Genomic DNA, 13975 nt, shown 5'->3' with positions numbered 1-13975 from the left:
ACAAGGGCCGGCCGGAAGCCTCTCCGACCGGCCCTTCACCACGCCCGGACCGGCATCACGCCGACCCCCGCGTATAGGTGCGGATCTTGTACTCCGTCGTCTCCAGGGCCAGCGTCAGCTCCCGGATGCGGCGCTCGATGCGATCGCGCTGGTCGAGCATGATCCGCCGCCGTTCCGCCACCGTCGTCTCGCCCTGCTCGACGAGGGCGATGTACCGTCTCAGATCGGCCATCGTCATGCCGGACACGCGCATCCGCGTGAGGAAGACGAGACGCCGCAGGTCGAAGGCCGAGTACTCGCGGTACCCGCCGGCCGTGCGCGCCGGGCGGACGAGCCCCTCGTCCTCGTAGTAGCGCAGGGTGTGGGGCGACAGATCGAGCAGCGCGGCCGCCTCGGCGATCCCGACCGGGGGCGCGGCATCCTCGATCGTGCTGTCGTCGAGCAGCTCGTGGAGAACCGTCACGGCGGAGGCGTCCGGCTCGTGCGCGAGGTGGTCCATGAGCCGCGAGATGAGACGGTCGGTGGCCATGGTGGCGATCCTAGAACGCGCGCGCCGCGGGCGGCATCCCCGGGAAGTCGGCCGAGGCAGATAGGTCGGCCCACCGGGCAACGGCGGCGAGGCCCTGCTCGTAGACCCGGGTGAGGTTGCGCACCGCCTCGGCGCCGAGCGGCAGCCGCAGGGGCGCATCCGGCATCTCCAGCACCTCACGGATGACGGCGGCGGCACGGTCCGGATCGCCCTCCTGCACGCCGTCGGCACCCGCCATGTCGGCACGGATCGCACCGGCGACGGAGTCGTACACCCCCTCCCGGGGTGCCCAGGCGAGGACGTCCGGACGGTTGAAGCCCGTGCGGAACCGGCTCGGCTCGACGATCAGCACGCGGATGCCGAAAGGCTCCACCTCGCCCGCGAGGGCTTCCGACCAGCCCTCGAGCGCGAACTTGCCAGCCGAGTAGCTGCCGACGGCGGGGAACGACATCCTCCCGCCCTGGCTGCTCATCTGCACGATCGCGCCGCGGCGCGCCGCGCGCATGTGCGGCAGCACGGCACGGACGAGCGCCGCCGGGCCGAACAGGTGCTGGTCGAGCATGTCGCGCAGGCGCTCGTCGGACACCTCCTCGGCCGTGCCGACCTGACCGACGCCGGCGTTGTTGACGAGGACGTCGACCCGGCCGAACCGCGAGATCGCGCGGTCGATCACCGTGTCGGCGGCATCCGTGTCGCGCACGTCGTGCGGGACGAGCAGCAGCCGTTCGCCGTGCGCGGACGCCCACGACGCGGCACGTGTGAGGTCGCGCGCCGTGCCGACGACCGACTCCCCCGCCGCGAGCGCCGCCTCGGCGAGCGACCGGCCGAGACCGGAGGTCGCGCCCGTGATGATCCAGACCTGTCGATGTTCCGTCACCGTGTGCATGCCCCGACGGTAGGCCTTCGAGCGCGCTCGAAGGCAAGCGCACGTGCGCCACGGTCGCAGAACCGCACGGATGTCGCACCCTCCCGCTGGGATCGTGCGACGTGCGTGCAAGTCTGCGACCGCCACGCATCACCCGCGCGAGTCTGCGACCGCCGCCGTGCGTCAGAGCGCGTCGATGAACTCCCGCACGGCCGCCGCGACCTCGGCGGACGCCGGGTACACGTGCTCGGCTCCGGGGAACACGCCCTCGCGCACCTCGCGGGCGTAGGCCTCGACGGCCTCGACCATCGCATCGCCCACGGCGGCGTAGCGCTTGACGAACACGGGCGCCCGGCCCTCGGTGATCCCGAGCAGGTCGTGCTGCACGAGGACCTGCCCGTCGGCGGCACCCGCGCCGATGCCGATGACCGGGATGCGGAGCGCCCGCCGGATCTCGTCGACCACATCGGCGGGGACCGCCTCGATCACGATCGCGAAGGCTCCCGCCTCCTGCACCGCGAGCGCGTCGCGAGCCACGCGGATCGCATCGTCCGCCGTGCGCCCCTGGGCACGCAGTCCGCCGAGCGCCGTCGCCGTCTGCGGCGTGAGGCCCACGTGCCCGACGACGGGGATGCCCGCCTCGACGATCGCCCGCAGCCGCGACAGCCGCGCGGGGCTCGCACCCTCGATCTTGACGGCCTCGGCGCCGGCCTCGTGCACGAAGCGCACGGAGGTCGCGACCGCCTGCTCGTCGCTCAGCTCCGTGGACCCGAACGGCAGGTCGCACACCACGAGGGGCGAGTGCACCGCCCTCCGGACCGCCTTCGACAGCGTGAGCATCTCGTCGAGCGTCACGGAGTTCGTGTCGGGATGGCCCAGGACGACCTGGGCCCCCGAGTCGCCCACCAGCACCATGTCGACCCCGGCGCGCTCGGCCACCCGCCCCGACACGAAGTCGTAGGCCGTGACCATGACGAGAGGGGTGCCGGCCTCGGCGAGCTCGCGGAGCCGTCGCAGCGTGACCTTCGGATTCGTCATCGGTGACTCCTCTCGACAGGGGTGAGGGGGATGCGGTCGTCCACCCCGGGGACCAGCACGACGTTGTCGATGAGCCGCACGGGTCCGACGCGTACCGCGAGCGCGAGGAGCGCGGGTCGCACGACCTCCGCGATCGGCTCGAGGCTGCCGGCATCGACGATCTCCACGTACTCGGGCTCGAGCCCCGCGGCGGCGAGCTCGTCGCGGACGGCGCCGGCGAGCCGGCGAGGATCGCGGACACCGTCCGCGAACGCATCCTGAGCCGCCCGGAGCGACCGCGGGAGGGCGGCTGCGAGCTCCCGCTCGGCGTCCGAGAGCCGGGTGTTGCGACTGGAGCGGGCAAGGCCGTCGGCGTCGCGCGAGGTCGGGCGCGCCACGATCTCGACGGGGATGCCGAGGTCTTCCACCATGCGGCGCACCACGACGACCTGCTGCGCATCCTTCGCGCCGAAGTAGGCGCGGTCGGGCTGCACGGCCAGCAGCAGCTTGGCGACGACCGTGGCGACGCCGTCGAAGTGCGAGCGGCCGCGGAGCGCGCCCTCCAGCGTCTCGGCGACGGCGCCGCCGACCGACACGGTCGTGGCGAAGCCCGCCGGGTACATCTCCTCGACCGAGGGGGCGAAGACGACGTCGGCGCCCGCCTCCGCGGCGAGTGCGACATCCCTGTCCTCCGTGCGCGGGTACGCCTCGAGGTCGGCGGCCTCGCCGAACTGCGTCGGGTTCACGAAGATCGACAGCACGACCGTGCCGTTCTCGTCCCGCGCGGCGCGGAGCAGGGCGAGGTGCCCCTCGTGGAGGGCCCCCATGGTCGGCACGAACCCGATGCCGTCGGCACGGTGCGGTGCGAGCTCCGCGCGCAGCTCGGCGACCGTGCGCACGATGCGGGGGCTCACGTGGCCGCCGTGGTTCCGGCGCGCTGCTCGGCCGCGAGGTCCTGCGTCGCCGCGACGAGCGTGTCGAAGAGGGCGACCCGGTCCGGGAGCCGCTCGGCGACCGCCTGGCGCTGTCGCGCGATCGTGGCCGCATCGCCGCGCGAGACGGGCCCGGTGAGGGCTGCGGCCGCACCCCGCTCGGCCCAGTTGTCGACCGCGGCGCGCACGAGCGGGACGAGCGCCTCGCGATCGACGCCCGCCGTCGCGGCGAGCCGTTCCGCCAGCCCCTCGAGCGTCACGAGGAAGTTCGCGGCGACCGAGGCGGCGGCGTGGTACGCGGCGCGGTCCTCGTCACGGACGGTGACGCCCGTCATCCCGAGCACGTCGGCGAGCGCCGCGGCGGTCGCGTGCGCGCGGGGCGTCGTGCCCGCGAGCGCGGCCGTGACGCCGGCGAAGGAGGCGCCCGCGCCCGTGACGGTCATGAGCGGGTGGATGCTGAACGCCTCGTGCGGCTGCAGGGGCGACAGGTCGAGCGCGCCCGAGAGGTGGCCGACGAGCCGGCCGGGCGCGATCGCGCGCGCCGCGGTCGCGATCGCCGCGTCCGGCACGGCCAGGAGCACGATCCCGGCGTCCGAGCCCGTCTCGCCGCGGCCCGCGGGCCCGATCACGGGCACGGCGGCGGCGTCGAGGGCGGCGACGAGCGCGCGGCCCATCCGGCCGTCGCCGACGACGAGCACCGGCCCGTCGAGCCGGAGCGCGGAGAAGGAGGCAGAGGTCGTCATAATCGGGCGGCGAGGACCGCGGGGGCGGCTTCGCCGCATCCCACCGTACCCCCGTCGGCGACGACTCGGCGCGCAGCGGCCGCGCACGAGCATCTCGATCGGGCAACGGTGCGCCTCCCGCGCCCGCATCAGGACATCTCGCTCAGTCAGGAGGGGAGGAGCGGGAGACGTCCTGCACCGGCGACATGTCCTGATCCGCCGCGGGGCGGTCAGCGCGTGTGCACGGGCGCGCCGTCGACCAGCACGAGGCGGATGTCGTCGGCCCGGGCCTGCCAGACGAGCCCGAGCACGGGGTCGCGGTCCGGCTGCCAGTGCGACCCGGTCGTGTCGACGAGGACGAGGTCGGCGCGCTTGCCGATCTCGATCGAGCCGATGCGATCGTCGAGACCGATCGCGCGGGCACCGTCGATCGTGGCGTGGGCGAGCACGTCCTCGGCCGTCGCCCTGCCGGCGCCGCACGACCGGTCGAACATGAGCGCGTGCCGCATCTCCGCGCCCATGTCGGCGGTGGCGTTGAGGGTGGCGTTGTCGAGACCGAGCCCCACCGGGACGCCGGCCGCGACCAGCTCGCCGAGCGGGCTGTGGTCGCCGCCGCCGAGCATCGTCGAGGTCGCGCAGTGCGCGGCCCCGACACCCGCCGAGGCGAGCACGGCGCGGTCGGCCGCATCCGTCGCCGTGAGGTGCGCGCCGAGGGCGGGCACGGCGAACACCCCGAGGCGCTCCAGCCGCGCGGCCGCGCGCTCCCCCGTCACATCGACCGCCCCGGCGGGCGAGGCGCACAGGTGCGTCGTGAAGCCTCGACCCCTGGATGCGGCGAGCCGCCCGAGACCCGTCAGCAGGTCATCCGTCGCCATCTCCGGCAGCTCGACGCTCGTCCACACCGAGACGAGCCTGCGCTCGCGCACGAGCGCATCCGCGGCGAAGCGGAGCGCGACCTCGGTCGGGGCGGTGAGCGCCTCGGCCCGGAAGGGGGCGGGCGCCGCGGCGAGCACCGGCGCCCAGGCCTCGGGCAGCCGGTCGGACACCATGGGCGCGATGATCCAGCGCAGCCCGCTCTCGGCGGCGGCGGTCACCGAGGCGTCGAAGCACTGCTCCGCGCGCGAGCCGCCGACATCCCCCACGCCCCAGCAGTCGACGACGGTCGTGACGCCGGCGCGGGCGAGATCCGCGGCCGCGAGCTCCACCGCGCGCGCCGCCTCGGCCGGGCCGTGGGTGAGCACCGAGCCGTAGTAGGTGCCGAACAGCCACGCGAAGAACTCCTGGGCGTCGCCGCGACCGGCACGGGCGAGCGTGTCCATCGTGTGGGTGTGGGCGCTCACGAACCCCGGATGGAGGATGCCGCCCGCCGCGTCGATGCGCCGCGTCGCGGGCGGCACGGGACCGGAGCCGATGCCCGAGATCGCGCCGTCGTCGACCGCGACCCAGCCACGTGCCACCGTGCGCGCCGCATCCATCGTGACGATGGTGGCGTCCTCGACGACGAGATCGTGCGGCACGGTGACCTGCCCGCCGGTCAGTGGGGGAAGAGCGGGATGCGGCCGAGCGCGAACAGGCGATCCTCGTACGGCAGCAGGGCCTCGGGCCAGCCGTCGCCCTCGGCCAGGAGCGCCCCGATGCCGACGATCTCCGCGCCCGCCTGTTCGAGCAGCGCGAGCGCGGCGCCCGACGACGACCCGGTGGAGATCACGTCGTCAACGAACAGCACGCGCTTGCCGGCGACGACGTGGGCGCGTGCCCGGTCGAGCAGCAGCGCCGAGCTCGACGTGCTCGTGATCGCGTGCACCGGGGCCTCGAGCGCGTCGCCGAGGTGCACCTTGCGGGACTTCTGCAGGATCAGATAGTCGTCGAGGCCGAGGGCGCGGGTGACCTCGATCGCGACGGGGATGCCGAGGGTCGCGGGGGCGACGACGATGTCGGGCTTCACGTCGGCGAAGTGGGCGGCCAGCTCCGCGCCGGCGGTCTCGGCAACGCGTACCCCGTGGTCGATGACCATCATGAGCGCGATCGAGAGGGTGTCGGAGACGGGGATGACCGGCAGCGTCACCTGTTGACTGCCCATCTGGGCGACGTAGGACTCGGGAACCTCGGACATGCCCGTGACCCTACGCGGCCCGGATGACGGCCGCGTTTCGTGCACCGGTGTGCGCGGTCGCAGGATCGCGCGGATGTCGCAGGATCCGGGCGAGAACGTGCGACGCTCATGCGATCCTGCGACGCGGGCGTAACCGACCGCAACGCGGCGGCGGAGGCGACGCAACACTCCTAGACTCGCGAATACATGTTGACAAGCCGGATGCGCCTTCGCCGGCTTCGCGCTCCGGAGACCCGATGACATCCCGCCGCCCCCTGCTGTTCAGCGCCTTCAACGAGTTCGTGCTCTCGCACCACGACCATGGCGGGTGGCGCCGCGCCGACAGCCGCCAGCCGGAGCTGAACTCGGCGGCGTACTGGGTCGATCTCGCGCGGCTGCTCGAGCGCGGGCGGTTCGACTTCCTCTTCTTCGCGGACGTCCTCGCGCCCTACGACATCTACCGCGGGTCGAGGGACACCGCGATCGCCAGCGGCATGCAGACACCGGTGAACGATCCGGCTGTGCTGATCCCGATCCTCGCGCACGAGACCACGCAGCTCGGGTTCGTCCTGACCGAGAACATCCTGCAGGAGCCGCCGTACACGTTCGCCCGCAAGCTCTCCACGCTGGATCACCTGAGCGGCGGCCGCATCGCCTGGAACATCGTGACCAGCTTCCTGCCCGGCGCCGGGCGGAACCTCGGGCACGCGGGACTGCCGAGCCACGAGGAGCGGTACGGCCGCGCCGAGGACTACGTCACCGCGGTCTACAAGCTGTGGGAGGCGAGCTGGGAGGATGACGCGGTCGTCGCCGACCGTGAGCGCGGCATCTACACCGACCCCTCCAAGGTGCACACGATCGATCACGTCGGTCCCTACTACACGGTGCCGGGGCCCCACCTGACCGAGCCGAGCCCGCAGCGCACACCGTTCCTGTTCAACGCCGCCGCATCCGGCACCGGCATCGCGTTCGCCGGAAAGCACGCGGAGGTGCTGTTCACCTCGGGCGGACGCGAGAGCGCACCCGAGAACGTGCGGGACCTGCGCGCGGCCGCCGTGGCCCACGGCCGCGCACCCGAGGACGTCAAGATCTTCGGCGGGCTCGGTGTCGTCGTCGGCAGCACCGAGGCGGAGGCGCACCGGCTCGACCGCGAACTGCAGGAGACGCAGTCGATCGAGTCGATCCTGGCCAAGCTCAGCGCCTTCTGGCAGGAGGACCTCAGCCGCTACCCGCTGCGGACCACGGTCGCCGAGCTGCTGAACTCGGGCGAGGGCTCCGCGCTCACCCGGCAGGTGCTCCGGGGCGCCCCCGACACCGGCTGGGACTTCGAGGCGCTCCTGCGCTGGGCCGCGAACCGCCACGTCGTCGGGACGCCCGAGCAGGTCGCGGACGAGATCGACGCCTGGCAGGAGGCCGGCATCGACGGGCTCAACCTGCAGTACCTCGTCTCGCCCGGCTCCTTCGCCGACTTCGTCGAGCAGGTGCGCCCCGTGCTCGTCGAGCGCGGCACGATGCAGCGCGACTACTCCCCCGGCACGATCCGCGAGAAGGCCACCGGCTCGGGACCCTTCCTGCCCGAACGGCACCCGGCCCGCCGCATCCGCGCCGAGCTCGCCGCGCAGCGGGCCGCGGCATCCGCCCTCGACCACTCCGACGCCGAACCCGACGAACAGGACCCACGATGACCCGACCCCACCCCGTCGATGACGAGCTGATCGCCCGCTTCGCCCCGCTGTTCGCCCGGATCGCCGAGGGCGCCGCCGCGCGGGAGCGGAGCCGCTCACTGCCGCACGACGAGGTCGCACAGCTGCGCGCCGCGGGTCTCGGCGCGCTCCGTGTGCCGGTCGAGCTGGGCGGCCACGGCGCGAGCCTGCGGCAGCTGCTCCTGGTGCTGCGCGAGCTCGCGGCGGCCGACTCGAACCTGCCACAGGCGCTTCGGCAGCACTTCTACCAGGTGGAGCTGCTGCTGCACGATGCCGACGACCCCGAGAACCGCGTCTGGCTCGAGCGTGTCGCGGCGGGCGACCTGTTCGGCAGCGCGACGACCGAGCCCCGCGGCTCGGCCCTCGGGCAGGTCTCGACCGTGCTGACGGCACATCCGGAGGGCGGCTACCGCCTCAACGGCCGCAAGATCTACGGCACCGGCAACGCCTACGCGCAGTGGCTGCCGGTGGGTGCGGTCGACGAGGCCGGCGTCCCCGTGGCGCCCGTCGTGCCGATCGACCGGGCGGGCGTCACGATCGTCGACGACTGGAACGGCTTCGGGCAGCGGCTCACCGCGACCGGCAGCTCCGTGTTCGAGGACGTCGTGGTGGCCGAGAGCGAGGTGCGGCGCTTCCCGACCTCCGGTCCCCGACGGGGCGGCTCGGGTCTGCACCAGGCCGTGCTCCTGGCGACGCTCGCGGGGATCGCGGAGGCCGCACGGCGCGAGCTCACCGGCATCCTCCGCGCCAAGACGCGCGTGTACTTCACCGGCACGGGCGAGCTGCCCCGCCACGATGCGGTCGTGCAGGAGCAGGTGGGCCGGGTGCGCGCGGTGGCCGACGCCGCGCGCTGGATCCTGGACGGCGCGGGCCGGGAGCTCGAGCAGGCCTGGACCCGGTGGTTCGACCCGTCGGCGACGCCGGAGGAGGTGGACGCCGGCTTCGTCGACGCGGAGCTGGCGGTCTCGTCCGCGCAGGTGACGATCTCGGAGCAGGTGCTGGATGCGACCTCGCACCTGCTCGACGTGCTCGGGGCGTCGTCGCTGGATGTCGAGCTGGGCCTCGATCGCCACTGGCGCAACGCCCGCGCCGTGGCGTCCCACAACCCGTACCCCTTCAAGGCGCGTCTGCTGGGCGACCACGATCTCAACGGCGCCGAGCCCGAGACGTTCGCGGTCGGGAAGGATGTCGGCGACAAGCCCGCCGGCTGATCTCACGCTCCGGGGACCCTGAGCGCCGCGTTCCCAGGAGCGAGCTATGGATCGCATGAGAATCACGAAAAGGTAACGGTGAAGCCTTGTGGGCCGTTACCTGACCGTTATAGAGTGCTCGCACGGTAACTGTTTTGCTGTGGCAGCTACCGGCATGTGATTGCAGGACACTCTTGGCGCAAGGGACAAGGGCCGGCCGGAAGCCTCTCCGACCGGCCCTTCACCATGCCGGCACCAAACCGACGCCGCGCCGTCGCAAGATCGCACGGACGTCTCGGCATCCCATCCGAATCGTGCGACGTCCGCGCGACTGTGCGACATCCACACCGCATGCCGCGGCACATTACGGGTCTTGACGCTCGGCGCGCACGGCGGGCCGCCGCGGTCCTAGCGTGTGCACATGGCTGACGAACGGGCGGACGCGCCTGCGGTGCACATCCTGCACGACAACCCCGACTGGCTCCCCCCGCTGACCGCGGCACTGGGCGCCGAAGGTGTGCCGTTCCAGGTCTGGCCCCTCGGCGACGGGACGCTGGATCTCGCCGCCGAGCCGCCGGAGGGCGTCTTCTGGTCGAGGCTGAGCGCGTCGTCGCACACCCGCGGTGTGCCCGGCGCCAAGGAGCAGGCGCGCGCGGTGCTGCGATGGGCCGAGGCGGCGGGCCGGCCCGTCGTCAACGGCAGCGCCGTCGTGGAGCTGGAGGTCAGCAAGGCCGCCCAGTACGTCGCGCTGCGCCGCGCCGGCTTCGACGTGCCCCGCACGATCGCCGTGTTCGGCGTGAACGAGGCGTCGGATCGCGCGCGTGAGCTGCCGCTGCCGTTCATCACCAAGCACAACCAGGGCGGCAAGGGGCTGGGGGTGCGACGGTTCGACTCCTACGAGGAGTTCGACCGGCACCTGGCCTCGGCGGAGTTCGAGGCGCCGGCCGACGGCATCCTGCTGTTGCAGGAGTACCTCTCCGCCGCGGCGCCCTTCGTGACGCGGGCGGAGTTCGTCGGCGGCGAGCTCGTGTACGCCGTGCGCGTGGACACCACAGCGGGCAGCTTCGAGCTGTGTCCCGCGGAGGCGTGCGAGATCCCGGACGCCCCGCCCGCCTTCGCCCGCCGTCCGGAGATCACGGCGAGCCATCCGCTGATCGCCGCCCTCGGCCGGTTCCTGCGCGCGCACGAGGTGGATGTCGCCGGAGTCGAGTTCATCGAGACCGCCGACGGGCGAACCGTGCCGTACGACATCAACACCAACACGAACTACAACCCCGCGGTGGAGGGCGATGGCGGACCGTCCGCCGCCGTGGCCGTGGCCCGCTACCTCGGCGCCCGGCTGTCCGCGGTTCGCGCAGAGACCCTGGTCGCCTGAGCATGTCCCACTTTCGACCGGGGCATGTCCCACTTTGCGCCGCTCGCACGCCGAACGAGCGTCGCAAAGTGGGACACGCACAGAGGGGACATGCGCAAGTGGGACATGCACAAAGAGGACATGCACCACAGCGACACGGTGGGCGAAGGGATGTCGCATGAGCGGGGATGCCGCGGAACCCGAGTACGACTGGTCCGGCTACGGGTTCGACACCCGCCAGGTGCACGCCGGCGAGGAGCCCAACGGGCACGACGCCCGCATCACCCCGGTGTACCTGGGCAACGGGTTCCGCTTCGGATCCCTCGAGGAGGGTCGCGCCCGGTTCGCGCACGACGCCGACGGCCTGGTCTACTCCCGCAGCCTCAATCCGACCGGCGCCGTCGCCGAGCGGCGCATCGCCTCGCTGGAGGGCGGGACGGGCGCGGTCGTCGTCGGCTCCGGCGCCGCCGCGATCACCTCGGCGCTGCAGACCGTGCTGGAGGCGGGCGACCACTTCCTGTCGACCGCGAGCATCTACAGCGGCACCCGCATCCTCTTCGACGGCGTTCTGGCGCGGTCCGGGATCGAGGTCGGCTACGTGTGGGACTGGCGCGACGCATCCGAGTGGCGGCGTCTGATCCGCCCGGAGACCAAGGCGATCTTCACCGAGACGATCCCCAACCCGCGCAACGACGTGGTCGATATCGCCGCCGTGGCCGAGATCGCCCGCGAGGCCGGGGTGCCCGTGATCGTCGACAACACGGTCGCGACGCCCTACCTGTCGCGCCCGATCGAGCAGGGCGCCCACGTCGTGGTCCACTCGGCGACGAAGTTCCTCGCGGGGCACGGCGCCGTCATCGCCGGCGCGATCGTCGACGGCGGCACGTTCGACTGGGCGGGCTCCCCGCACCGCTACGGGCTCATCGCCGGACGTCCCGCGAGCGGCGAGCCGTCGTTCGTCGAGCAGTACGGCAACGAACGAGCGTTCGAGCAGGCGGCCCGGCTCGCCGTGGTCAACAACACCGGACCCGCCCTCTCGCCGCTGAACTCGTTCCTGCTGCAGCAGGGCATCGAGACCCTCTCCCTGCGCATGGAACGGCACCTCGACAGCGCGCGCACCATCGCCGAATGGCTCGCCGCCCAGCCCGAGGTCGAGTCGGTCGACTACTCCGGGCTGCCGGGCCACCCGGACCACGACCTGGCGACGCGGCTGTACGGGGGACGTCCCGGGTCGGTGTTCGCGGTGACGATCCGTGGCGGCGTCGAAGGCGCGCGGGCGGTCCACGACGGCCTGCGGGTGTTCTCGCGCATGACCAACATCGGCGACGTGCGCTCGATGGTGCTGCACGCGGCCACGACGACGCACCTCCACTTCACCCCCGCGCTGCGTGAGCGGCTCGGGATCCACCCCGGGCTGCTGCGGCTGTCGATCGGGCTGGAGACCGTCGACGACCTGATCGCCGACCTGCGGCAGGCCCTCGACCGCGTGCCGACGGACTCGGCGTGACCGCTCTGCTGATCCGGGTGCCCGCGGCCGACGTCCTCACCGACGGCGGCCGGGAACGCCTCCGCGCGCTGGCCGGGAGCGGGCGGGTGGATGCCGTCGTCCTGGCGCACGCGGACGACACCGACCCGAGCACCGCGTCCGCATACCTCGGCGCGCGGCATCCCGACCTCGACGTCGTGATCGAGGCGTCGTTCGGCCACGACTTCGTCTACAACCTGGCCCGGCGAGTCGCGTCACTGCACGCGCTCTCGGACCGTGCGTGCGGCGTGCTGCTGCCCGCGGGAGACACGGATGCGGTCGTCTCGCTGCATCTGCTGTGGCAGTCGTGGCCGCGCGACAGCATCCTGGGTGACCGTGAGACGGGTCGGTTCGTCGACGCGAGCCGCATCCGCAGGGTCGACCGCGGCGGCGCGCACGCGGTGGCGGGCCCGCTGCAGATCCCCGTCGACCAGAACGATCCGCCCGTCGTGCTGCAGCGGTTCGACCCGGCGCGGCCGGACGGGGCCCGCGCCGCGGATGCCGTCGTCGTCCCGCCCGGCGTCCCGGCGCCAAAGGGGGCGGTCACGATCCTCGAATCGGATGCCGCGGGCCTGCCGGCCGCGCTGGCGGTTCGACCCGCGGGGGTGCTGGTGGATGTCCCGCCCGATCTCGATGTGCTCGCCGCGGTGCCGGCCCGCTCGGCGGGCGGGCTCCGCCGCCGCCTCGGGCTGGGCGCTCCCCCGGTGTCGCTCGACACGCCCGCGTCGGTGCCGGCGGTGGAGGGATGGTGACGGCGGCGGCCTCCGGGCCCAACACGACCGCGGTCCGCGGCGACCTCGTCGATCGGCGCCCATCGGGCGCCCGACGACAGATGGTGCTCGGCCTGAACGTGCTGGGTGTCGGACAGCGACCGGCGGCGTGGCAGCATCCGAGCCTGGAGCCGACCGCGTTCATCGACCGCGAGCACTGGGTGCGGGTCGCGCAGGAGGCCGAGCGCGGCGGTCTGGACGCCCTGTTCCTGGCCGATCAGCCATGGCTCGCCGATCCCGGCGGCCGCCCTTCGGGGGCGTTGGAGCCGACGGTGCTGCTCGCGGCGATCGCGGCCCGCACGGAGAGACTGGGGCTGGTCGGCACGCTCTCCTCGACCTACAACGACCCGGGCCGAGCTCGCGGCGCGCGTGCTGACGCTCGACCGGCTGAGCGCGGGCCGTGCGGGCTGGAACGTCGTGACGACCGCGTCCCCGGCGGTGGGCGCGAACTTCGGGATCACCGACGACCTCGACCGCGACTCCCGGTATCGCCGGGCGCATGAGGTCGTCGCCACGGTCGAGCGGCTCTGGACCGAGGCGGGCACGTCGCCGCAGGGCCGGCCCGCGATCGTGCAGGCCGGGGGCTCCGCGGAGGGACGGCGGCTGGCCGGGGAACGCGCCGACGCGGTGTTCACGGCCGAGATGACCCTGGACGCGGCGCTCGAGCACTACCGCGTCGTGAAGGAGCATGCGGTGCGCGCGGGACGCCGTCCCAGCGACGTGTCGATCCTCCCCGGGTTCGCGCTGGTCATCGCCGCGACCGAGCGGGAGGCGATCGACGCGTTCGACGCCTGGGAGGCCCGCGGCCCTGTCGGCTACACGCAGGACCGGCTCAGCGGCATCCTCGGGGTCGACGTCGGAACGCTCGACCTCGACGCGCCGCTGCCGGCCGAGATCGGCGAGGTGCCGGCCGATCCGGTGAACTTCCCGGCAAGCCTGTCCTTCCGCGCGACCACCGTGCGGTTCGCGCGGGAGCGGGGCCTGACGGTGCGGGAGCTGCTGCGCGCCTACGGCGGGTACGGGCATCCGATCATCGTCGGCACACCGGAGCGCGTCGCCGACACCCTGTCCGAGTGGTTCCTGGCCGGCGCCGCCGACGGCTTCAACCTCATGCCGGATGTGCTCCCCGACGGGCTGACGACCCTCGTCGACGAGGTGCTGCCGCTGCTCCGGGCGCGCGGGCTGTTCCGTCACGAGTACGAGGCGCCGACGCTCCGCGGGCGTCTGCGGGGCTGAGGAGGCCGGGTTCTGCGTATCGCAGTGACCCCTCCCTTGC

General features: G+C 73.2%; 14 protein-coding genes. 7 read left to right on the top strand and 7 right to left on the bottom strand.

Going from position 1 to position 13975, the window contains the following annotated elements:
* Nucleotides 1–55 precede the first annotated feature (55 nt).
* From QE381_RS13495 to QE381_RS13465, 7 genes are all read right to left on the bottom strand, one after another.
* Nucleotides 56–529, bottom strand: a complete 474-nt coding sequence (locus tag QE381_RS13495) for a MerR family transcriptional regulator (protein ID WP_307218953.1) — start codon at nt 527–529, stop codon at nt 56–58.
* A 10-nt stretch (nt 530–539) separates the two neighbouring features.
* The gene (locus tag QE381_RS13490) at nt 540–1415 is read right to left on the bottom strand and encodes an SDR family NAD(P)-dependent oxidoreductase (protein ID WP_307218952.1); all 876 of its coding nucleotides are present in this window, start codon (nt 1413–1415) and stop codon (nt 540–542) included.
* Between the two features lie 162 nt (nt 1416–1577).
* A complete protein-coding gene (gene panB, locus QE381_RS13485) occupies nt 1578–2432 on the bottom strand; it encodes a 3-methyl-2-oxobutanoate hydroxymethyltransferase (RefSeq protein ID WP_307218951.1) in 855 nt (284 codons plus the stop codon).
* Nucleotides 2429–3325, bottom strand: coding sequence for a pantoate--beta-alanine ligase (gene panC, locus QE381_RS13480; protein ID WP_307218949.1), 897 nt, complete (start codon nt 3323–3325; stop codon nt 2429–2431). Before panC ends, panB begins: the two co-directional genes overlap by 4 nt.
* The gene (locus QE381_RS13475; protein ID WP_307218946.1) at nt 3322–4086 is read right to left on the bottom strand and encodes a Rossmann-like and DUF2520 domain-containing protein; all 765 of its coding nucleotides are present in this window, start codon (nt 4084–4086) and stop codon (nt 3322–3324) included. The genes panC and QE381_RS13475 overlap by 4 nt, the downstream gene beginning before the upstream one ends.
* Before the next feature lie 209 nt (nt 4087–4295).
* The gene (locus QE381_RS13470; protein WP_307218944.1) at nt 4296–5582 is read right to left on the bottom strand and encodes an amidohydrolase family protein; all 1287 of its coding nucleotides are present in this window, start codon (nt 5580–5582) and stop codon (nt 4296–4298) included.
* Nucleotides 5583–5599: 17 nt separating this feature from the next.
* Entirely contained in the window at nt 5600–6178 is a 579-nt protein-coding gene (locus tag QE381_RS13465; RefSeq protein WP_307218943.1) for a phosphoribosyltransferase family protein, read from the bottom strand.
* 236 nt (nt 6179–6414) lie between these two features.
* On the opposite strand from QE381_RS13465, the gene QE381_RS13460 reads away from it, so the two are divergent.
* The 7 genes from QE381_RS13460 to QE381_RS13430 all read left to right on the top strand — a co-directional run bounded on the left by QE381_RS13460 (nt 6415) and on the right by QE381_RS13430 (nt 13935).
* Nucleotides 6415–7842: an NtaA/DmoA family FMN-dependent monooxygenase gene (locus tag QE381_RS13460; RefSeq protein WP_307218942.1), complete on the top strand. Its 1428-nt coding sequence runs from the start codon at nt 6415–6417 to the stop codon at nt 7840–7842.
* The gene (locus tag QE381_RS13455) at nt 7839–9071 is read left to right on the top strand and encodes an acyl-CoA dehydrogenase family protein (protein ID WP_307218941.1); all 1233 of its coding nucleotides are present in this window, start codon (nt 7839–7841) and stop codon (nt 9069–9071) included. Before QE381_RS13460 ends, QE381_RS13455 begins: the two co-directional genes overlap by 4 nt.
* A 400-nt stretch (nt 9072–9471) precedes the next feature.
* Nucleotides 9472–10425 carry a RimK family alpha-L-glutamate ligase gene (locus QE381_RS13450; RefSeq protein WP_307218939.1) on the top strand — a complete coding sequence of 318 codons (954 nt, stop codon included), beginning with the start codon at nt 9472–9474 and terminating at the stop codon, nt 10423–10425.
* Nucleotides 10426–10582: 157 nt separating this feature from the next.
* Nucleotides 10583–11911, top strand: coding sequence for an O-acetylhomoserine aminocarboxypropyltransferase/cysteine synthase family protein (locus tag QE381_RS13445; protein WP_307218938.1), 1329 nt, complete (start codon nt 10583–10585; stop codon nt 11909–11911).
* The gene (locus tag QE381_RS13440; protein ID WP_307218936.1) at nt 11908–12681 is read left to right on the top strand and encodes a hypothetical protein; all 774 of its coding nucleotides are present in this window, start codon (nt 11908–11910) and stop codon (nt 12679–12681) included. The genes QE381_RS13445 and QE381_RS13440 overlap by 4 nt, the downstream gene beginning before the upstream one ends.
* Nucleotides 12675–13202 (top strand): LLM class flavin-dependent oxidoreductase, encoded by a 528-nt coding sequence (locus tag QE381_RS13435; RefSeq protein ID WP_307218934.1) that lies wholly within the window; start codon nt 12675–12677, stop codon nt 13200–13202. Before QE381_RS13440 ends, QE381_RS13435 begins: the two co-directional genes overlap by 7 nt.
* Nucleotides 13087–13935, top strand: a complete 849-nt coding sequence (locus QE381_RS13430) for an LLM class flavin-dependent oxidoreductase (protein WP_307220525.1) — start codon at nt 13087–13089, stop codon at nt 13933–13935. The genes QE381_RS13435 and QE381_RS13430 overlap by 116 nt, the downstream gene beginning before the upstream one ends.
* Nucleotides 13936–13975: the final 40 nt, after the last annotated feature.

It is taken from the genome of Microbacterium sp. SORGH_AS_0888, from assembly GCF_030818905.1.
In the GTDB taxonomy this organism is placed as follows: domain Bacteria; phylum Actinomycetota; class Actinomycetes; order Actinomycetales; family Microbacteriaceae; genus Microbacterium.
The sequence above is the reverse complement of the archived record's forward strand: the minus strand, read 5'-3'. Positions and strand labels throughout refer to the sequence as shown.

Coding starts and splice junctions, on each gene's coding strand:
- QE381_RS13455 (WP_307218941.1), top strand. CDS start 7,839: ATGACCCGACCCCACCCCGTCGATGACGAGCTGATCGCCCGCTTCGCC.
- QE381_RS13435 (WP_307218934.1), top strand. CDS start 12,675: ATGGTGACGGCGGCGGCCTCCGGGCCCAACACGACCGCGGTCCGCGGC.
- QE381_RS13460 (WP_307218942.1), top strand. CDS start 6,415: ATGACATCCCGCCGCCCCCTGCTGTTCAGCGCCTTCAACGAGTTCGTG.
- QE381_RS13495 (WP_307218953.1), bottom strand. CDS start 529: ATGGCCACCGACCGTCTCATCTCGCGGCTCATGGACCACCTCGCGCAC.
- QE381_RS13465 (WP_307218943.1), bottom strand. CDS start 6,178: ATGTCCGAGGTTCCCGAGTCCTACGTCGCCCAGATGGGCAGTCAACAG.
- QE381_RS13445 (WP_307218938.1), top strand. CDS start 10,583: ATGAGCGGGGATGCCGCGGAACCCGAGTACGACTGGTCCGGCTACGGG.
- QE381_RS13490 (WP_307218952.1), bottom strand. CDS start 1,415: ATGCACACGGTGACGGAACATCGACAGGTCTGGATCATCACGGGCGCG.
- QE381_RS13450 (WP_307218939.1), top strand. CDS start 9,472: ATGGCTGACGAACGGGCGGACGCGCCTGCGGTGCACATCCTGCACGAC.
- QE381_RS13475 (WP_307218946.1), bottom strand. CDS start 4,086: ATGACGACCTCTGCCTCCTTCTCCGCGCTCCGGCTCGACGGGCCGGTG.
- panB (WP_307218951.1), bottom strand. CDS start 2,432: ATGACGAATCCGAAGGTCACGCTGCGACGGCTCCGCGAGCTCGCCGAG.